This window comes from Corticibacter populi, from assembly GCF_004217315.1.
Lineage (GTDB): Bacteria > Pseudomonadota > Gammaproteobacteria > Burkholderiales > Burkholderiaceae_C > Lampropedia > Lampropedia populi.
Genome location: NZ_SGWR01000005.1, coordinates 201642 through 219160 on the forward strand (window position 1 = coordinate 201642; position 17519 = coordinate 219160).

General features: G+C 63.3%; 20 protein-coding genes and 1 pseudogene. 15 read left to right on the forward strand and 6 right to left on the reverse strand.

Annotated features, from left to right (window positions below; genetic code table 11):
• Position 1 precedes the first annotated feature (1 nt).
• Positions 2 to 1096: an ABC transporter substrate-binding protein gene (locus EV687_RS17395; protein ID WP_122231554.1), complete on the reverse strand. Its 1095-nt coding sequence runs from the start codon at positions 1094 to 1096 to the stop codon at positions 2 to 4.
• A 291-nt stretch (positions 1097 to 1387) separates the two neighbouring features.
• On the opposite strand from EV687_RS17395, the gene EV687_RS17400 reads away from it, so the two are divergent.
• From EV687_RS17400 to upp, 3 genes are all read left to right on the forward strand, one after another.
• The gene (locus tag EV687_RS17400; protein ID WP_122231556.1) at positions 1388 to 2035 is read left to right on the forward strand and encodes a DUF47 domain-containing protein; all 648 of its coding nucleotides are present in this window, start codon (positions 1388 to 1390) and stop codon (positions 2033 to 2035) included.
• A gap of 51 nt (positions 2036 to 2086) precedes the next feature.
• The gene (locus EV687_RS17405) at positions 2087 to 3097 is read left to right on the forward strand and encodes an inorganic phosphate transporter (protein ID WP_122231558.1); all 1011 of its coding nucleotides are present in this window, start codon (positions 2087 to 2089) and stop codon (positions 3095 to 3097) included.
• Positions 3098 to 3311: 214 nt separating this feature from the next.
• The gene (gene upp / locus EV687_RS17410; RefSeq protein WP_122231560.1) at positions 3312 to 3953 is read left to right on the forward strand and encodes a uracil phosphoribosyltransferase; all 642 of its coding nucleotides are present in this window, start codon (positions 3312 to 3314) and stop codon (positions 3951 to 3953) included.
• Between the two features lie 25 nt (positions 3954 to 3978).
• Here upp and EV687_RS17415 read toward each other — a convergent pair whose 3' ends face one another.
• Both EV687_RS17415 and EV687_RS17420 read right to left on the reverse strand, forming a co-directional pair.
• Entirely contained in the window at positions 3979 to 4911 is a 933-nt protein-coding gene (locus EV687_RS17415) for a YihY/virulence factor BrkB family protein (protein ID WP_122231562.1), read from the reverse strand.
• Between the two features lie 416 nt (positions 4912 to 5327).
• Entirely contained in the window at positions 5328 to 5867 is a 540-nt protein-coding gene (locus EV687_RS17420; protein ID WP_122231564.1) for a MarR family winged helix-turn-helix transcriptional regulator, read from the reverse strand.
• A 69-nt stretch (positions 5868 to 5936) separates the two neighbouring features.
• Between EV687_RS17420 and EV687_RS17425 the strand changes: the two genes are divergently transcribed.
• The 4 genes from EV687_RS17425 to EV687_RS17440 all read left to right on the forward strand — a co-directional run bounded on the left by EV687_RS17425 (position 5937) and on the right by EV687_RS17440 (position 8836).
• Positions 5937 to 6809 carry an EamA family transporter gene (locus EV687_RS17425; RefSeq protein ID WP_122231566.1) on the forward strand — a complete coding sequence of 291 codons (873 nt, stop codon included), beginning with the start codon at positions 5937 to 5939 and terminating at the stop codon, positions 6807 to 6809.
• A 40-nt stretch (positions 6810 to 6849) separates the two neighbouring features.
• Positions 6850 to 7467 carry a nitroreductase family protein gene (locus EV687_RS17430; RefSeq protein WP_122231568.1) on the forward strand — a complete coding sequence of 206 codons (618 nt, stop codon included), beginning with the start codon at positions 6850 to 6852 and terminating at the stop codon, positions 7465 to 7467.
• Between the two features lie 151 nt (positions 7468 to 7618).
• Positions 7619 to 7957 carry an antibiotic biosynthesis monooxygenase family protein gene (locus tag EV687_RS17435; protein WP_122231700.1) on the forward strand — a complete coding sequence of 113 codons (339 nt, stop codon included), beginning with the start codon at positions 7619 to 7621 and terminating at the stop codon, positions 7955 to 7957.
• A gap of 15 nt (positions 7958 to 7972) precedes the next feature.
• Positions 7973 to 8836 (forward strand): sigma-70 family RNA polymerase sigma factor, encoded by an 864-nt coding sequence (locus EV687_RS17440; RefSeq protein WP_122231570.1) that lies wholly within the window; start codon positions 7973 to 7975, stop codon positions 8834 to 8836.
• Between the two features lie 129 nt (positions 8837 to 8965).
• On the opposite strand, the gene EV687_RS17445 is transcribed toward EV687_RS17440, so the two are convergent.
• Complete coding sequence (locus EV687_RS17445; protein WP_122231572.1) at positions 8966 to 9877, reverse strand: LysR family transcriptional regulator; 912 nt, start codon at positions 9875 to 9877, stop codon at positions 8966 to 8968.
• A gap of 99 nt (positions 9878 to 9976) precedes the next feature.
• Positions 9977 to 10351, reverse strand: a complete 375-nt coding sequence (locus tag EV687_RS17450) for a winged helix-turn-helix transcriptional regulator (RefSeq protein WP_122231574.1) — start codon at positions 10349 to 10351, stop codon at positions 9977 to 9979.
• A gap of 100 nt (positions 10352 to 10451) precedes the next feature.
• On the opposite strand from EV687_RS17450, the gene EV687_RS17455 reads away from it, so the two are divergent.
• The 3 genes and pseudogenes from EV687_RS17455 to EV687_RS17465 all read left to right on the forward strand — a co-directional run.
• Entirely contained in the window at positions 10452 to 11201 is a 750-nt protein-coding gene (locus EV687_RS17455) for an SDR family oxidoreductase (protein WP_122231576.1), read from the forward strand.
• Between the two features lie 367 nt (positions 11202 to 11568).
• Complete coding sequence (locus tag EV687_RS17460; RefSeq protein ID WP_122231578.1) at positions 11569 to 12273, forward strand: type 1 glutamine amidotransferase domain-containing protein; 705 nt, start codon at positions 11569 to 11571, stop codon at positions 12271 to 12273.
• A 35-nt stretch (positions 12274 to 12308) separates the two neighbouring features.
• Positions 12309 to 12464: pseudogene (locus EV687_RS17465) on the forward strand (DUF3363 domain-containing protein); the annotation flags it as partial.
• Here the strand turns inward: EV687_RS17465 and EV687_RS17470 are convergent.
• The gene (locus tag EV687_RS17470; RefSeq protein ID WP_242612707.1) at positions 12431 to 13126 is read right to left on the reverse strand and encodes a TetR/AcrR family transcriptional regulator; all 696 of its coding nucleotides are present in this window, start codon (positions 13124 to 13126) and stop codon (positions 12431 to 12433) included. The pseudogene EV687_RS17465 and the gene EV687_RS17470 sit on opposite strands and share 34 nt — an antisense overlap.
• Before the next feature lie 44 nt (positions 13127 to 13170).
• Here EV687_RS17470 and EV687_RS17475 point away from each other — a divergent pair, with 44 nt between their 5' ends.
• From EV687_RS17475 to EV687_RS17495, 5 genes are all read left to right on the forward strand, one after another.
• Positions 13171 to 13680, forward strand: a complete 510-nt coding sequence (locus EV687_RS17475) for a hypothetical protein (RefSeq protein ID WP_242612708.1) — start codon at positions 13171 to 13173, stop codon at positions 13678 to 13680.
• 429 nt (positions 13681 to 14109) lie between these two features.
• Positions 14110 to 14637, forward strand: coding sequence for a MarR family winged helix-turn-helix transcriptional regulator (locus EV687_RS17480; protein ID WP_242612709.1), 528 nt, complete (start codon positions 14110 to 14112; stop codon positions 14635 to 14637).
• Between the two features lie 47 nt (positions 14638 to 14684).
• The gene (locus tag EV687_RS17485) at positions 14685 to 15857 is read left to right on the forward strand and encodes an MFS transporter (RefSeq protein WP_122231580.1); all 1173 of its coding nucleotides are present in this window, start codon (positions 14685 to 14687) and stop codon (positions 15855 to 15857) included.
• A 34-nt stretch (positions 15858 to 15891) separates the two neighbouring features.
• Positions 15892 to 16572: a hypothetical protein gene (locus EV687_RS19055; RefSeq protein WP_207226499.1), complete on the forward strand. Its 681-nt coding sequence runs from the start codon at positions 15892 to 15894 to the stop codon at positions 16570 to 16572.
• Between the two features lie 39 nt (positions 16573 to 16611).
• Positions 16612 to 17511 (forward strand): SMP-30/gluconolactonase/LRE family protein, encoded by a 900-nt coding sequence (locus EV687_RS17495; protein ID WP_122231582.1) that lies wholly within the window; start codon positions 16612 to 16614, stop codon positions 17509 to 17511.
• Positions 17512 to 17519 lie beyond the last annotated feature (8 nt).

A 17519-nucleotide genomic window follows, 5' to 3' on the forward strand; every position in this document is an offset into this window, starting at 1 on the left:
TTCAGCTGCCACCCTGGATGTGGGCGTCGTCGAAGAAGTAGTCCGTCAGGCGCTCGGGCTTGTTCTTGATCGCGCCGACGCGGTGCAGGAACTCACCCAACTGCAGCGTGTTGTGCGGCGTGGTGGTGAACGTCACCTCGGGGTTCTTGAGCACCTGCAGGATCAGGCCGCGGTCGGTCTTGGAGTCGGTCACGCGGATGAAGATGTCGGCCGCTTCCTCCGGGTTCTTCGTGATGAACTCGGCCGCCTCGCCCAGGGCGTCGACGAAGGCCTTGTAAGTCTTCGGGCTTTCGTTGCGGAACTTCTCGGTGGCATAGAGCACCGTCGCTGAGGCCGGGCCGCCCAGCGCTTCGTAGGAATTGAGCACGATGTGGGCATTCGGGTTGTTCGCCAGGATCTGCTCGGAAAACGGCGGGTTGCCGAAATGTGCGTTGACCTCGGTGCCGCCGCTGATCAGTGCCGCGGTGGCTTCGGGGTGCGGCAGTTGGACCTGCAGCTTGTCGAGGCGGTTGAACTGCTCGTCGCCCCACAACTTGGCCGAGGCCAGCTGCAGGATGCGCGACTGCACCGACACCGTTACCGCCGGCACCGCGATGCGGTCCTTGTCGCTGAAGTCGGCAATGGTCTTCACATCCGGGTTGATGCTCACCAGATAGTACGGGAAGTTGCCCAGCGAGGCCACGCCCTTGACGTTGTGGCGGCCCTTGGTGCGGTCCCAGATCGTGAAGAGCGGGCCGACGCCGGCGCCGGCGATGTCGATCGAGCCCGACAGCAGCGCGTCGTTGACGGCCGCGCCGCCCGAAAGCCGCAGGTACTCCACATCGATGTCCACGCCGGCGGCCTTGCCGTGCTTCTCGATCAACTGCTGCTCCTGCGCCACGTTGATGAGCAGGTAGACGATACCGAACTGCTGGGCGATGCGGATCTTGCCTTCGGCAGCCTGGGCCAGACCCGGCAGTGCCAGGCCACTGGCGAGGATGCTGGCGGCGGCGCTCCAGACCACCAACCGGCGCTGCCGGTGGTGGTGGGCGGCGTGCCCGCCGGTATTGCGCTTGAACAGGGCGCTCCAGCGCAGCGGGTTCCAACGGATGGTCATGGGCTTCTCCTCGTGGCCTGCCGCATTGGGGGAAGGCCATCTCTGTTTGACTGGATGAGGCACCCCGGCAGCTTGAACATGCCAGCAGGCCTCGGTGAAGCCGTGACTTTATGCAAGCAGAGATATATGGAAAACGATTTGTTTGTGGTTTGCTAATTTCAAATCGATATATGACGCCACATGAAAACCACAGCCGACACGGTTTGGGGCATCCAGGCCGGCGATGCAGGCAAGTTCTTTTACAATTTTGTGTCGTTAATATGACGACCATCCAATACCGAAGGATTTCGCATGCTGTTTGGGAAACTGTTGCCACGCGAGGGCAATTTTTTTGTGCTGTTCAACCAGCACGCCGACCGTATCGTCGAGGCGGCCGAGGCGCTGAACCAGCTGATCAAGCACTATGCCGATCCCCTGCTGCGCGAGAAGTACACCCTGGCGGTGGACGAGGCCGAGAGCGCGGCCGACACCATCACCGTGCTGGTCAACAAGACCATTCACCAGACCTTCATCACGCCGATCGACCGCGAGCAGATCCACAGTCTGATCAACACCATGGACGATGTGGCCGACCTGATCCAGGACGTGGCAGAAACCCTGGTGCTGTATGACGTGCAGACCATCACCGAGGCCATGCACCGCTTTGCCGACCTGAGCATGCGCTGCTGCGAGCGCGTGCGCTCGGCCGTGGGCACGCTCGACAAGATCGCCGACGGCACGGTGGCCGAGGCGGCGCTCAAGACCTGCGAGGAGATCGACAAGCTCGAGGACGATGCCGACCGCGTGCTGCGTTCGGCCATGAGCGCGCTGTTCCGCGAGGAGCAGGACGTGCGCGAGCTCATCAAGCTCAAGGCCATCTACGAATTGCTCGAGACCATCAGCGACCGCTGCGAGGACGTCGCCAACATCATCGAGGGCATCGTCCTTGAGAATTCCTGACGGATCCGTCACAACCCGCAAGCACAACAACCCACAGGCGGACCCTCAATCATGGTTACGGTACAGGCGGCCCTCTGGGTCGTGATCCTGCTGGTGCTGCTGGCGCTGGTGTTCGACTTCATGAACGGTTTTCATGATGCGGCCAACTCCATTGCCACCGTGGTCTCCACCGGCGTGCTGCGGCCCACCCAGGCGGTGGTGTTCGCGGCCTTCTTCAATTTCATCGCCATCTTCATCTTCCACCTCAGCGTCGCCGCCACGGTTGGCAAGGGCATCGTCACCCCGGAGGTGGTGGACACCCATGTGGTGTTCGGCGCGCTGGTCGGGGCGATCGCCTGGAACCTGCTGACCTGGTACTACGGCATCCCGAGCAGTTCCTCGCACGCGTTGATCGGCGGCATCGTCGGTGCCGTGGTGGCCAAGGTCGGCACCTCCGGGCTGGTGGTGTCGGGCATCCTCAAGGTGGTGGCCTTCATCTTCGTCTCGCCGCTGCTGGGTTACCTGCTGGGCTCGCTGATGATGGTGGCGGTGGCCTGGATCTGTCGGCGCAGCCGGCCCGGTCGCGTGGACCAGTGGTTCCGCCGTCTGCAGCTGGTATCGGCCGGCGCCTACAGCCTGGGTCACGGCGGCAACGACGCGCAGAAGACCATCGGCATCGTCTGGCTGCTGCTGGTGGCCACCGGCTATCTGGATTCCGGTGCCGAGGCGCCGCCGCTGTGGGTCATCCTCTCCTGCTACATGGCCATTGCCATGGGCACCATGTTCGGTGGCTGGCGCATCGTCAAGACCATGGGACAGAAGATCACCAAGCTCAAGCCGGTGGGCGGCTTCTGCGCCGAATCCGGCGGCGCGATGACGCTGTTCATCGCCACCGTGATGGGCATTCCGGTCTCGACCACGCACACCATCACCGGAGCCATCGTCGGCGTCGGCTCCACGCAGCGCGCCAGTGCAGTGCGCTGGGGCGTCGCCGGCAACATCGTCTGGGCCTGGATCCTGACCATTCCGGCCAGTGCCTTCGTGGCTGCGCTGGCGTATTGGTTCAGCCTGCTGCTGTACTGATCCGGCCGCGCGCGCCGCGCGGTGTTCGGCGCTGGCTGCAAAAAACAGCCGCCAGGGTGTGGCACAGCCGCATCGGCCGCTGCGGCCTCCGTAGAATTGCGGCTGTCTCCAACCTTGCCATCGCGGCCCGCATGAAGGACGACGGCCGTGGTCATGCCATGCCCATGCCCATGCCCATGCGCCTGCCTGGATGGCAGCCTGAACATTCCCGACAATGACCCAACATCACGATACCTTGCACGTCATCGACCATCCGCTGGTGCAGCACAAGCTGACCCTGATGCGCAAGAAGGACACCAGCACCAACAGTTTCCGCCGTCTGCTCAACGAGCTGAGCACCCTGATGGCTTATGAGGTCACCCGCGACATGCCGGTGCAGCACATCGAGATCGAAACCCCGATGGAGACCATGCTCGCACCCGTCATCGACGGCAAGAAGCTGGTGCTGGTGTCGATCCTGCGTGCCGGTGGCGGTATCCTCGACGGCGTGCTCAATGTGGTGCCCGGCGCGCGCGTGGGCCACATCGGCCTCTATCGCGATCCCGAAACCCTGCAGGCGGTCGAATACTATTTCAAGATGCCCTCGGAAGTGGCCGAGCGCGACGTGATCCTGGTCGATCCGATGCTGGCCACCGGCAACTCGGTGGTGGCCGCTGTCAATCGCGTCAAGGCACTGGGGCCGCGCTCGATCAAGTTCATGTGCCTGCTGGCCGCGCCAGAAGGTGTGAAGACCCTGCAGCAGGCCCATCCCGACGTGCAGATCTACACGGCGGCGGTGGACCGCGAGCTCAACGACCACGGCTACATCCTGCCCGGCCTGGGCGATGCGGGGGACCGCATCTTTGGCACCAAGTAAGCCAATTCCGGTGTAAGGCGGCCGGTCAGTGGCTGCCGCCTGCGGCAGGCGGCGCCGGCTCCGGTGCAGTGGCTGCTTCGGTTTCTGGCGGCTCGCGGGAATCGGCCAGCGCCTTGGCAAAGCTGGCCGACAGCAGCAGGATGGCGCTGGAGAAGTACAGCCACATCAGCAGCGCCACCAGCGATCCGGCGGCGCCATAGGCCGACACCACGGCGGCGCCCGAGAGGTACATGGCCATCACGTGCTTGCCGATGATGAACAGCACGGCGCCCATCATCCCGCCCACCACCAGATAGCGCAGCGAGGGCTTGGGGCCATCGCTGATGCGCATCAGCCCTGTAAAAAGCAGCACCACGAACAGGAACGATACCGTTTCGTTGAGCAGCGACCAGAACCACGGATTGGTCAGCACGCCGTCGAGCCAGGAAGCCACCACCTTGAGCACCGCCGACATCACGAGCGAGGCGAACAGCAGGCCGCCGAGCACCAGCATGTAGCCGACGCCGCGCAGACGCACCACCAGAATCCACCACCAGGGCCGCTGGATCTCGGTGTTGGAACCCCAGATCGCCTTGAGCGCATCCTGCAGGGCCACGAACACTCCGGTGGCCGCCGACAGCAGCACGCCAAAGGCGATCAGCGAGGCGATGATGCCTTCCGATTTGGTGGTGGCACTGCTGAGCGCCTGCCGTACCACGCTGGCGGCGCGCTCGCCGGTGACGGCCTGGACCTGATTGATCAGGGTGCTCTCGACGGTGGATCGGTCCAGCCACCAGCCCAGCCCGGCCACCACCAGCACCAGCAGCGGCGCCAGGCTCAGCATGGCATAGAACGCCATGGCTGCGCTCATGCGCATGCCGTCGGCGGCCATCCAGGACTGCACGGCCCGCACCAGCCAGAAACCCTCGGCGCGCTCCTTGAGCGCGACCGATCGTTCGATCAATTGCTTGTTGTCCATGGCGCTACTTTAGCAGCCTGTTTTGAGAGCGTGTTCATAGTCTCGCCAGGTGGACGCCACGATTTTTCTGGCATGTCGGCAAGCGTGTCGAGACTTTGACCACGTGCTTACGGGCATGTCGAATGGAGCCGCCAAAGCAGGCGAAGAAGGGGTCATGCGGCTTAGCTGGGGAAAGCATGGGAACGTTCACTGCCAAGCTTTTCCGAGGCCGGACAGGTGTGTGGAAAGCCTGATGGGGTCAATAGGCCGGTGTGGTGTCTCGCACGTAACTCGCATGGAAAAGGGCGTCTTCATCGCATGGCGGCATTGCAAATGATGGAGCAGCGGCTAGGGGCAGCAGATCGTCGCCACGGTGCGCCGCAGCGGCGTGTCCTGGATGGCTGGACGGCAATGCGGCCCTTCGGGTGGATGATTCGCTACCTGTTCCCAGAAGCGGCGCGGTTCGCAGGCGCATCCAGACTCCGCAGCAACTCGGATAGGCGCATGTCCAACTCTTCCAGCGCCGCCGCTGGCAGAGCGGACAAAATCCGGCGCTCGTTGTCGAGGTGCGCCTCCACGGCACGGTCGATCAGTGTGCGGCCTTTGCGCGTCAGCTGCACAAGCATGCTGCGCGCATCCTGCGCGTTGGGCACGCGCTCGATCCAGCCCTTGGCCTCCAGGCCCTTGAGCCGATGGGTCATCGTGCCGGAGGTCACCATCAAGGTGGAGAACAACTCGGTCGGACTCAGGCGGTACGGGGCGCCAGCGCGCCGCAGCGCGGCCAGCATGTCGAACTCCCAGAGGCTCAAGTCAAATTCGGCGAAGCGGGATTCCAGGCGCTGTTCCAACAACGCAGCGCAGCGCTTGATGCGCCCGATCGGCCCCATCGGGCTGGCATCGAGATCGGGCCGCGCTTGCGCCCACTGGTCGAGGATGGCGTCCACCGCATCGGGTGGGCGTTGACTGGCTTTCTTCATATGTCTTGACTTCAAGATAATTGATCGACACAATCCTATTGTCTTGAATTAAAGACAAGTGGCAAGATCATGTCGACTGCAAGCGCATTGCCCTACTGGCGCGATGTCATCCTCACCGCGGTGGCCCCGGCGATCTGGGGCTCCACCTACATCGTGGCGTCGGAACTGCTGCCTCCCGATCGGCCTTTCACGGCTGCGCTCATCCGGACCTTGCCCGCGGGTCTGCTGCTGCTTCTGTTCACGCGCCAGATGCCTGCCCGGCGGGACTGGTGGCGTTTGCTGGTGCTTGGCGCGTTGAACATTGGCATCTTCCAGGCGCTGTTGTTCGTGGCGGCCTATCGCCTGCCTGGCGGATTGGCGGCCGTGCTCAGCGCGATCCAGCCGTTGCTGGTCATGGTGCTGGCCTGGGCTGTGGATGGCCGATCGCCAGCGCAAACCACGCTGTGGGCGGCGCTAGCGGGCGTTCTGGGAATGGCGATTCTGCTGCTGTCGCCGCAGACGGTGTTCGATCCTGTAGGGGTAGCCGCAGCATTGTTGGGTGCGGCGTGCATGGCCAGCGGCGTGTGGCTGACACGTCGCTGGCAATTGGATCTGCCCTTGTTGCCGCTGACTGGCTGGCAATTGGTCATCGGCGGATTGATGCTCGCGCCCGTCGCGTGGCTGGCCGACGCGCCGCTGCCGCCCTTGGCGCGTTTGCAATGGGTTGCCTACGCCTACCTCAGCCTGGCCGGGGCCTTGCTTGCCTATGCGCTCTGGTTCCGTGGCGTGGCCCGCCTGCCGACCGTCGCAGTGGCATCCCTGGGATTGCTAAGTCCGCTCACCGCCGTGGTACTGGGCTGGGCGCTGCTCTCGCAGTCGATCACGGGAGGGGCACTTTTCGGACTGGCGATGGTGCTGACCAGTGTCTTCGCCGTGCAGTGGACGACGCCGCGTAGCAAGTGACTGCGCCCCTTCAAACCTCTTACTTTCCATCGGTAATGGCATGAATACTTCCATACGAAGCACCATCGAGACTCGAACATCGGTCAATGACTTTCAGCCCAATCTTCCGCTGGATGATGGTGCCATTGCAAAGCTGGTTGACCTGGCGACAAGGGCTCCGTCTGCCTATAACTTGCAGAACTGGCGCTTCATCGCCGTGCGCTCGCAAGACGCCAAAGTGCGGTTGAAGGCGGCTGCCTTCGGGCAGCAGAAGGTTGTCGATGCTTCCGTGACTTTCATCATCTGCGGCACGCTGGCAGCGCATCGGCAATTGAGGGCGGCTCTGCAGCCCAGCGTAGAAGCCCACGTCATGGCCCAGCGGGTGGTCGATGCGTGGGTCGCGCAGGCCAGCGCGTCCCATGAAAATGACGCAGTCTTGCAGCGTGACGAGGCTGTGCGCTCGGCTTCCCTGGCTGCCATGACCCTGATGCTGGCCGCGCAGGGCATGGGGCTGGGTTCATGCGCGATGGGTGGCTTTGATGCAGCACAGGTGGCTCAGGCGTTTGGGTTGGGCCCATCTGAATTGCCCGTGGTGATTGTCGCCATCGGTCATCCGGCAACCGGCAATTGGCCACAGAAACCACGCAAGCCGCTACCTGAAATTCTGGCCATCGTTTGAAGGGCGCCGTGATGGCGCTTCTGTGCCGGCGTTGCGTGCTCAAGCCATGCTCATTGGCCGACCATGTCACGTTTTTGCGGGTTGTCTTGTCATGTCTCAGGTGGCTTCTTTCGCGGCCACCATCGTCACAACCCAACTCAGAGGAGAAACCATGACTGGCAAACAGCTGGCAACGATCGACCCAACGGCGGCGTACCTGACGCTGATAAACGTCTACGAGGTAGAACCTGACCATCAGGCTGCATTGGTGAAGGCGCTTGCGGAATCGACCGAGCACACCATCCGCCACCAACCCGGCTTCGTATCGGTCAGCATCCACAGTAGCCTTGATGGCAAGAAGGTGGTGAACTATGCCCAATGGGCATCAAAGGAGCATTTCGAAGCATTCATGGCGAAGGCGCAGACACAGGCGCAACTCAAGCAGTTTGCCGGCCTCGCGAAATCGGTCGCGCCAAGCCTCTACAAGGTCAACGCGGTGCATGCAGCGTAGCGCACAGATGCAGCCATGAGCGACATCCTTTCTGACCCGACGTTCACCGAGATCCGTCCTCGCCTTGTCCGTCTTGCGTATCGCATGCTGGGCTCGGTCGCGGATGCGGAGGATGTCGTTCAAGATGCTTATCTGCGCTGGCTGGTGACAGACCGGGATGCGGTGCGCCAGCCAGCGGCGTTGCTGCGCACCATCGTGACCAGGCTTTGCCTCAACGAGCTGAAATCCGCTCGGCGCAGGCGCGAGACCTACATCGGGCCATGGTTGCCGGAGCCCATCGTCGAAGCCGACGAGATGGAGTCAATCGACGATATGACGCTGCCACTCATGATGGTATTGGAGCGCCTCTCTCCATTGGAGCGGGCGGCGTTTCTTCTGCATGACGTATTCGGCATCGGATTCGATGACATTGCCGATGCCCTGAATCGCGACACGGCGGCATGTCGAAAGCTCGCGAGCCGTGCTCGTGACCACATCCAGTCAGCCCGTCCGCGCTTTCCCGTGACGAAGGAGCATGGCTTGGAAATCGCCGCCGCATTTTTCATGGCGTCCAGAAATGGCGACCTGGACAGCCTGCGGTCTCTTCTCAGAGCCGATGTGATGGCTTGCACCGATGGCGGAGGCAAGGTTCCTGCCTCGCTGCATCCGTTGATCGGCATTGCACAAGTCATGGCACGGCACGCAGCGCTTGCGCGGGCGTTCATTGAGTCGCCGTCCTCGCTGGTCCGCTATGTTGTGATTGATGGACTTCCGGGCTTTGTCAGCATCGAGGGGGGAGGAATCGTTCAGACCACCGCTTTGCAAATTGAGGAAGAAAAGATCGTTGGCATCTTCATCACCAGAAACCCGGACAAGCTGCGGCACATCGGCAGTGTTTGAAGGCGCCCATAGCGCCTGTCCACATCAGTTCCCATGACTCTGCCTGCCGCGCCTCTTGCCGAATGCTCGGAAACGATGGCTTGGTGCTCGGCCCGTGTGCATGCCGTCATGTCCCGCACCGGGAGAGCGTTAGATGGTGTCCCACGGCGCCTGCCGCCAACGCTCCACCAGGAAATCGCTGAACGCCGTCAGCCGACGCGGCACGGGTTCGCGCCGCGCCCGCAGGATGCTGATCTTCGAGGGCGTGGCCTCCCATTCCGGCAGCACGCGTACCAGCCGCCCGTCGCGCAGTTCCTCGTGGATGTCCCAGGTTTCGCGCAGCGAGATGCCCAAGCCGGCCAGGCACCACGCATGCAGCACGTCGCCGCTGTCGCTGCACAGCGTGCCGCTGACGGTGACGGGTTTTTCCCGACGCCCCTTGCGCAGCGGCCAGGTGTTTTGCAGCAAGCCGGGATAAGCGAACACCAGGCAGTTGTGCCGGGCCAGGTCTTCGGGCGTTTCGGGCCGGCCATGCGATTTCAGATAGACGGGCGAAGCCGCCAGGACGCGCCGGTTGCCGGCTACGCGCCGCGCCACCAGCCGCGAATCGGCCAGTTCACCCATGCGGATCGCCAAGTCCAGGTCGCCGCCATACAGATCCTGCACCTGATCGGACAGGCGCAGGTCGAAACCGACCTTGGGATGCAGGCGGCAGAAGTCATGGATTGCCGGGGCGACGAACTTGCGGCCGAAAGGTGTGGGCGCGGTCAGGCGGATGACGCCGCGCAGTTCCTGGCTGCCGCTGCTCGCCAGTTCCTGCACTTCTTCCAGCACGCCCAGCGCCACGCGCGCGCGTTCGGCGATGGCGCGGCCTTCGTCGGTGATGCGCAGGTTGCGGGTGTTGCGCTCGAACAGCGTGGTGCCCAGCGCCTGTTCCAACCGGGCGATCTGCTTGCTCACGGTCTTGGGCGCCAGGTGCAGGGCGCGCGCAGCGGCGGAGAAGCTCTCGCGCTCCACCACATGCACGAACACCGCCAGGTCATCGAGGTTGCGCAGGGCCATTTGGGTCGTTTCGTAGAAAGTGTTTGTCGATTCTGGTGATTCAAAGGATAGCCCGAAATCACCAGAATGACGATCCAAAATCGGCAAGCCGCAGCGGGGTCAATCGTCCCCGGCCAGTGCCTCGCCATGCGTTCGCATCCAGTCGGCGAGCGAATCCAGCGTCGGCCGTAATGACTGGCCCAGCGCGGTGATCTGGTACTCCACGCGCGGCGGCACCTCGGCATACACCTGGCGCCGGACCAGTCCTCGCCGCTCGAACAGGCGCAGTTGTCGCGTCAACTCCTTCTGCGTGATCGGTGCGATGGCGCGTTGTAGCTCGCTGAAACGGACAGCTACGCCGATCACGATCAGGCGGTAGAGGATCGGAATGGCCCATTTGCCCGACACCAGATTGACGAAACTCACCATCGGGCACGGTTCGATCGTGCCCGATGGTGGAGAAGATGGAGGGGCTGCGGGAATGTGATGCGGCATGGCGATCCAATGACCTCCTTGGTATCCAATAGGTGCCTACTATGCAAAGGATACCATTGAGAAAACAATGCGGCTTTCCAATCGAATCACGGGAGCACGCATGAAACGACTGCAAGACAAATTCGCCCTGGTCACGGGCGGCACCAGCGGCATCGGCCTGGAGACGGCGCGGCAATTCCTGGCCGAGGGCGCGACGGTCGCCATCACCGGCCGCGATGAGCGCGCGCTGGAGCGCGCAAGAGTAGAGCTGGGCAGCGCCGCGCTGGCGATCCGCTGCGATGCCGGCGACATCGGCGCCCAGCACGATCTGGCGCAGGCGCTTGCACAGCAATGGCCGCGCCTCGACGTGCTGTATGCCAACGCCGGCGACGTCACCCATCGGCCGCTACAGGACTGGGACGAGACGACGTGGGATCGGCTCATGGCGATCAACCTCAAGGGGCCGTTCTTCCTGATCCAGTCCCTGTTGCCGCTGCTGGCCGATCCGGCGTCGGTGATCCTGTGCGGATCGAGCAGTGCCCATATCGGGCTGCCGCAGAGCAGCGCCTATGCCGCCAGCAAGGCTGGCCTGCTGTCGCTGGCGCGCACGCTTTCGGCGGAGCTGGCGGATCGCGGCGTGCGGGTCAACGGCTTGAGCCCAGGCCCGACCGAAACCCCGGCCCTCGGCAAGCTGGGGCTGTCCCCGGAACAGCAACGCGCCATGCAGGATGACATCCGCAAGCTGGTACCCATCGGCCGCATGGGCACGCCGTGGGAACTGGCGAAGGCGGCCGTTTTCCTGGCCTCCGACGAATCGCGCTTCGTCGTCGGCACGGAACTGCTGGTCGATGGCGGCGTGGCCAGCCTGTAGCACGACCGCGTATGCGGCGTGCGCTTTCAGCATCGTTTCAAGCACTACCCGTGCTTCGGCAAACCCGCAATCAGCTTTGCACGATCGAGTGGGCACGGAGGACATCGCGCCGACCATCAATGTGTTGGCGGCGAACATCGGCATTGTGTTCGTCAACTGGATTGGCGAACCGCTAACGGATTCGCGGCCGGGTGGGTGCAGGTCAAGGGTGCGATATCGCGAGTCAGCGCCATCACGACGGTCAAGTAATCGCAGTTACGCAGGGAAATTTGGTTTATTTCGTAGAAAGTGTTTGTCTATTTGGGTCATTTAAAGAATATACCAAGCCCGCCAGAATGAAACGCTCCATTTCCATCAGGAGCTTCCGATGACCCAGCGCATTCTTTTCGTCCTCACCAGCCACGACCGCAAGGGGCCGGCCGACGCCGCCGATGCAGCGCCCAGCGGCTTCTATCTCTCCGAGGTCACGCATCCGCACCGGGTGCTGGCCGATGCCGGCTATGCCGTCGATTTCGTCAGCCCCAAAGGAGGAAAAACACACGTCGATGGCCTTGATCTGGACGATCCGGTCAATGCCGCGTTCTGGAACGATGCAACCCTGCGCGGCGCCACCGAAACCACGCTGGCACCGTCCCAGGTCGATGCCGACGCCTATGCCGCGATCTTCTATGCCGGGGGCCACGCGACCATGTGGGACTTCCCCGATAGCGCCGAGCTGGCCGCGATTGCCGCGCGCATCTACGAGCGCGGCGGCGTGGTCGCGGCAGTCTGCCATGGCCCGGCCGGGCTGGTGAACCTCAAGATGTCGGATGGCCGCTATCTGGTCGATGGGAAGAACGTGTCGGCCTTCACCAACGATGAAGAACGCACGGTCGGCCTGTACGACACCGTGCCGCTTCTGCTGGCCGATGCCTTGCAGGAACGCGGTGCCCGCCACCTTCCCGCGCCGAACTTCCAGGCGCAGGTGGTGACGAGCGAGCGGCTGGTGACGGGCCAGAACCCGGCGTCGGCCAAGGGCGTGGCCGAAGCGATGCTGCCGCTGCTCGTGCTCGCTACCGCAGCGCAGGATTGATCCATGATCGAGCGAACAGGGCCCGGTCGAGTAAGTGCGGCCAGCGAGTCATCCTGGCTCGCAACCTGCTAGGCATGCTGCGCAACCGGGAACTGGCGCAGGCCGCCAAGGACATTGCGGCGGAAATCGGCCTGGAATCTCGCCCGGTGGCCAACGGTCAGCGAGTGGTCGGTATCGCCAGAAGCGCGATGAAAAAATCGAGAGTATCTGTCATTGTCTGTTCCGTCGCGCGCTGCGGCTCGCCCCATTCAGGGAAGTGACCGTCTACGGACATGCGCGCCAGCCCATAGACCAAAGCACGCGCCGCGATTTTCGCTAGTCCTTGGCTCCGTAAGTCCATGTGGTCCTTGAAGGCTTCAGCTAGCAGCTGCTCCATCACTTCGCGGATCGCAGCATTGCTGCGTGTCAACGTTTCGGAACTTTCATAGTCGATCAACGGGCGCTCGCTGACAACGCGAAAGTGTGTCGGGTGCGCACTTGCCCAGCCCAGGTAAGCATGTCCAATGGCTGCGAGACGTACCAGTGGCGGCTGCTTTTCGACAGTTCGCAAGGCGCCTTGCACCTGCGTACGCAGATGCTCAGCCGCCTGCTCGGCGACTGCGGTGAGCAGCGCTGTGCGCGTAGCGAAATGACGGAAAGGCGCCCCTGGCGACACGCCTGCACGCTTGGCGGCTTCGCGCACGCTGAGCTTATCCACTCCCTGCTCCTCGATCAGCTGTACGGCAGCCTCAATCAAAGCTTCGCGTAAATGCCCATGGTGGTAGTTCTTGCGCGTGGACTGAGCGCGTGGTTTGAGTGGAGGAGAGTGGGGCATGCCTGGAGAGGGCTCATGGGAAATGTAATCACCGATCATTTCAGTGTAAGCTGCCCATGCGATGTATTCATTGATTACATTGCATGGGTCATCAACAAATTTTTCTGGAGTTCGTCATGCGTTTCAGCTCTTCTTTCCTAAAAGCGGCGTTTCGGGCCAGCGTGGCCTCGCTTTGTGTCAACCTTGCCGGACCTGTTACGGCGCAGACTGAGCCGGCTACGCTGAAGATTGTTTGGCCGCCCTCGGGCGCCACCGTACCCCTGAACGCGGATGGAGAGCGTGCCATCGGCGTGCTGGTGGAAAGCAATTTCAAGCTGCTGGCTGCTGGCCAGTGTGGCAGCGACAAGCGTTGCGGGCACGTCCATATGAAAATCGACCCACAAGGGGACAGTTGCAATCTACCGGGCCGCCCCTACAACAGCATGAATAGCGACTTCGGCGGACCGCTAATCAAGGCCAACTTTGGCGCTTGCGCCGTGCCAACAGGCGAGCATGTGATCGGCGTGCTATTGGCCGACGACCACCACCAGCCCGTGCTGATCGATGGCAAACCCGTGACAGCTCTCGTGCAAGTTCGAACCACTATGCCTTGAGAATCTGTTCAAAGTCTTGGTATGAGAGCCGTTGTGGTTGAAAGGTTGTGGCTGCAAGGCGCAAAACGCAGCCGGGCTGGTGGCCCGGCGAGGCTTTGCAACGCCGCAGACGTAGCATTTCAGCCGCAACTCACAGGGCATGGCGTTGCCATGCGGATCCATGCGGAGACTTTGAACAGGTTCTGAGCGCGTGAAGCAACCTATCGAATGGTGGGGTTGCGGTAAGACGGCAATCTTGGGTCTAGCTGCGGTCACTACATCTAGTAGTTGTTCGTTCGCACCAGCCGCAGTGCGCAGCCGACGCAGGCGGGCAGACACGCTATCGGGAACACCGCCGAAGTCCTGATGGATTCGTCCAGTGCGATGGCACTCAGACATTGAGGTTGACAGGTAATATGTAGCCAGCTACATTTATCGAAAGGAGGACGCATGCCGATGTTCGAGCTTAAAGACTTGCCCAGCTATGACACCTTGGAAGCCTTCGGGTCGCTCTACGGCAATCCCGACGTGAAGGGGCTTCAGACGTGGCTGATCTGGGCGTCGGCGACTCAGGAAATGCTGGCGGCGTTCGAGGCCAATCTGGCGCGTGCCTGCGGCCTGTCGCAGACCCAGTTCTTCGTGCTGTTGCTGCTCAAGCGCAACCCGGACGGATTGAGCGTAGGCGCGCTGGCCGAAGGCGTGTCGGTGACTTCGCAGACCATGACGCGGGTGATTGACCGCATGGTGGGCGCGGGTCTGTGCAGCCGCGACATTGATCCGGCGGACGCACGGGCACGGCTGGTGAAGCTTGCGCCGACCGGCGACGACATGCTCGGCAAGGCGCTGCCCAGCCACTATGCCTGGGTGGCAAAGCTGATGCGCCACTTCAACGCCGGAGAACGCCAGATGCTCAACCAGCTCATGTTCAAGCTCAACAAGGCCGGGCTGCTGCCTGGCGGAACGAACGAAGCGGGCTGACGTTTTTTTTAAGAATTTATGTAGCTTGCTGTCTATTTGGGGACCTCATGCAATCTCAGTACCTGCCGTCTTTCGCCTTGCGTGCCTTGCTGGTGGCCTGCGCATTAGCCGTGGTGTCCCTGCTGTACCTGCCTTTGCCGATCCTGCCGCAACTGGCGCAGGCCCACGGCCTTGGCGCTGCGGCAACGGGCATCATCAGCGTCTTCGGACTGGCCTATGCCTCGGGCTTCCTGGTTTTCGGCCCGCTGTCCGATCGGCTGGGCCGCCGTCGCGTCATGGTGTACGGATTGACGGCACTGGCCCTGGTCACTGCGCTGCTGGCCGCAGCCAAGTCGGCGCCGCTACTGTTGGCCGGCCGCGCCGTGCAGGGGCTGGCTGCTGCCGCTTTTCCGCCGGTGGTCATCGCCTACCTCGCCGAGCGCGGCACGCCGCGCCAGCGGGTGTGGAGCGTCGCGTGGTTGAGCACGGCATTCTTGTCGGCCGGGCTGCTCGGGCAAGTCTATGGCGCGTCGGTCGCGGGGCGATGGGGGATGGGCGCGGCGCCGCTGCCGCTGGCCGCCGTCTTTGCCCTGACCGCCTGCTGGCTCTGGTGCACGCCGGCCGATCCGGCTCGCGCTGCCAATGCCCCATTGTCGAGTGGATACCGCCAGTTTGGCCGGCTGCTGGCCGATCCGCAACTGCGCCGCGTCTATGCTCCGGCGCTACTGCTGCTGATGTGCTTCGTCGCGTTCTACCTCGTACTGGACGCGCGGCTCGGGCCGGCGCTGCAAGCGCGGGGCATCTCTGCCTTGGCCGCACGGGAACTGGCCTTGCCGGGGTTTCTGGCGCCGCTGGCCGTGGCTGCCGTGATGCCACGCTGGGGCGCCGAGCGCGTCGTCATGGTCGGGCTGACCATTGCCACCGTTGGGCTCGGCCTATGCGCCTGGGCCGGCGGCGCGCACTTGTATGGGCTGCTTGCCGCCAGCGTGATGTTCGTCGCTGGCATCGGTATCAGCGTGCCGGGCTTGATCGCGCGGGTGGCCGGCATGGCGGAAGCGCCGCTGCGCGGTCTGGCCGTGGCGTTCTACACCTTCGTGCTGTTCGTTGGTGCCAGCCTGGGGCCGTGGCTGGCGCGGCAGACCGCCGCCTGGCCAGTCGAATACGCCTTCCTGCTGCTGGCTGCGTTGCTGGGCGCTGGGGCCATGTACGCGATTTCGGGGCGGTGCACTCCATCTCCGTGAATCCTCTTTTTCTTTGCCCGAAAGGACTTTCGCCATGAAATCCGAGCCATCCGCCATCGCCCTGTTATCGGCCGTCATCGCTGCCACCGCGGCACTGCCAGTCACTGCACAAAGCACTTCCCAGGATCCGGACACCATGACCCGCGCCGCCGCCGCAGACGCCATTGCCGTTTTGATTCCAGCCATGCATCGCGAGGTCGGCCACCGCGCGGTGTCCGTCGATGGCGAGACGGTCAGGCTCACCCGCCACGAACGCCGCGATGGCCGCAACGCGGGCCTGGAAGGCGAGCATTTCAGCACCGTGGTGGCGGCCGATGGCACGCTCAAGGGCTTCGCCAACATCGCGCTGGACCTGGCCGGCAAGCCGCTGCCTTCACGCGAGCGCACCGAGGCCGTGGCGCGCGACTTCCTGAAAACCTACGCCCCTGATCTGCTGCCGCGCATGGAGATTCATTGGATCGACGCCCACGATGAACCCATTCGCGTGCAACGCGACAGCCGCACCGAAACGGTGACGCTGACCGGCATGAAGGTCAAGGCGCGCAACCTGGCCGATGGCCGCTGGTTCTGGGTCATCGTCGGCGCCGATGAACGGCCGATGGTGTTTGAGCGCGACATCGTGTGGATCACATTCCCCGGCCGCCGCAAGACCGAGAAGTGGCTGCACGATGCCTGGCTCAAGGAGCACGGGCACGCCATCGGCAAGAGTGCGTGAATGTCTGGACAACGTTGATTTGAACAAAGGAGTGTCGTCATGTCTTTCCTGCATCCAAACCTGAAAATCTGGCTGGCGTCGACCTTGCTGGCGCCGGCCGTGGCCCTGGCCGCCGAGCGCATCACCGTCGAGAACGCGGGCCTGGCCGCGCCGGAATCGGTGGTTCACGATACGGTGGACGACGTTTACTACGTCTCCAACATGAATGGCGGTATCGCCGACAAGGACGGCAACGGTTTCATCAGCCGCATTGCACCGGACGGCAAAGTGCTGGCACTGAAATGGGCCGATGGCGCAGCCGCGGGCACTACGCTGCATGCGCCCAAGGGCCTCACGATCGCGGGCCGCACCCTGTACGCGGCCGACATCGACACCGTGCGCCTGTTCGACCTGGCGACGGGAAAACCGCAGGGCGATATTCCGATCCCCGGCGCGACCTTCCTCAACGGCCTGGCGGCGTTGCCTTCAGGGGAGGTGGTCGGGACGGAAAGCGCCCTGCTGGTGGAAGGCACCACCGTCACGCCGACCGGCAAGGATTTCATCTACCGCATCGGCACCGACCGGCGTGTTGCCATCGTGGCGCAGTCTCCCCAACTCAACCAGCCCAATGGCATTGCCGCGCTGCCTTCGGGCCACTTCCTCGTCTCCACGCGCGGCGCGGCCGAGGTCTATGAACTCACGCACCAAGGCGAGAAGCGCAACGTCCGCACGCTGCCCGGCAAGATCGTCGATGGCGTCGGCCTGGCGCCGGACGGCCGTGTTTTCGCCTCGTCCTGGGAAACCGCCGAAGTCTATGCAGTGACACCGGACGGCCAGGTGTCGAGTCCCTTTGGCAAGCTCGCCGCGCCGGCGGCGGACTTCCATTTCGATGTCAAGCGCAACCGCATCCTTCTGCCGCTGCTGCGTGCCGACAGTCTGGTGCTGGCGCCCATCCCCTGATTCCAAGG

Excerpts from the sequence above, each read along its gene's own strand:
- EV687_RS17445 (WP_122231572.1), bottom strand. The coding sequence starts at position 9,877 with ATGGCCCTGCGCAACCTCGATGACCTGGCGGTGTTCGTGCATGTGGTG.
- EV687_RS17425 (WP_122231566.1), top strand. The coding sequence starts at position 5,937 with ATGTCGACTGCAAGCGCATTGCCCTACTGGCGCGATGTCATCCTCACC.
- EV687_RS17475 (WP_242612708.1), top strand. The coding sequence starts at position 13,171 with ATGGGTCATCAACAAATTTTTCTGGAGTTCGTCATGCGTTTCAGCTCT.
- EV687_RS17435 (WP_122231700.1), top strand. The coding sequence starts at position 7,619 with ATGACTGGCAAACAGCTGGCAACGATCGACCCAACGGCGGCGTACCTG.
- EV687_RS17400 (WP_122231556.1), top strand. The coding sequence starts at position 1,388 with ATGCTGTTTGGGAAACTGTTGCCACGCGAGGGCAATTTTTTTGTGCTG.
- EV687_RS17405 (WP_122231558.1), top strand. The coding sequence starts at position 2,087 with ATGGTTACGGTACAGGCGGCCCTCTGGGTCGTGATCCTGCTGGTGCTG.
- EV687_RS17415 (WP_122231562.1), bottom strand. The coding sequence starts at position 4,911 with ATGGACAACAAGCAATTGATCGAACGATCGGTCGCGCTCAAGGAGCGC.
- EV687_RS17395 (WP_122231554.1), bottom strand. The coding sequence starts at position 1,096 with ATGACCATCCGTTGGAACCCGCTGCGCTGGAGCGCCCTGTTCAAGCGC.
- EV687_RS17470 (WP_242612707.1), bottom strand. The coding sequence starts at position 13,126 with ATGATCGGTGATTACATTTCCCATGAGCCCTCTCCAGGCATGCCCCAC.
- EV687_RS17430 (WP_122231568.1), top strand. The coding sequence starts at position 6,850 with ATGAATACTTCCATACGAAGCACCATCGAGACTCGAACATCGGTCAAT.
- EV687_RS17460 (WP_122231578.1), top strand. The coding sequence starts at position 11,569 with ATGACCCAGCGCATTCTTTTCGTCCTCACCAGCCACGACCGCAAGGGG.
- EV687_RS17440 (WP_122231570.1), top strand. The coding sequence starts at position 7,973 with ATGAGCGACATCCTTTCTGACCCGACGTTCACCGAGATCCGTCCTCGC.
- EV687_RS19055 (WP_207226499.1), top strand. The coding sequence starts at position 15,892 with ATGAAATCCGAGCCATCCGCCATCGCCCTGTTATCGGCCGTCATCGCT.
- EV687_RS17450 (WP_122231574.1), bottom strand. The coding sequence starts at position 10,351 with ATGCCGCATCACATTCCCGCAGCCCCTCCATCTTCTCCACCATCGGGC.
- upp (WP_122231560.1), top strand. The coding sequence starts at position 3,312 with ATGACCCAACATCACGATACCTTGCACGTCATCGACCATCCGCTGGTG.
- EV687_RS17495 (WP_122231582.1), top strand. The coding sequence starts at position 16,612 with ATGTCTTTCCTGCATCCAAACCTGAAAATCTGGCTGGCGTCGACCTTG.
- EV687_RS17455 (WP_122231576.1), top strand. The coding sequence starts at position 10,452 with ATGAAACGACTGCAAGACAAATTCGCCCTGGTCACGGGCGGCACCAGC.
- EV687_RS17420 (WP_122231564.1), bottom strand. The coding sequence starts at position 5,867 with ATGAAGAAAGCCAGTCAACGCCCACCCGATGCGGTGGACGCCATCCTC.
- EV687_RS17480 (WP_242612709.1), top strand. The coding sequence starts at position 14,110 with ATGCCGATGTTCGAGCTTAAAGACTTGCCCAGCTATGACACCTTGGAA.
- EV687_RS17485 (WP_122231580.1), top strand. The coding sequence starts at position 14,685 with ATGCAATCTCAGTACCTGCCGTCTTTCGCCTTGCGTGCCTTGCTGGTG.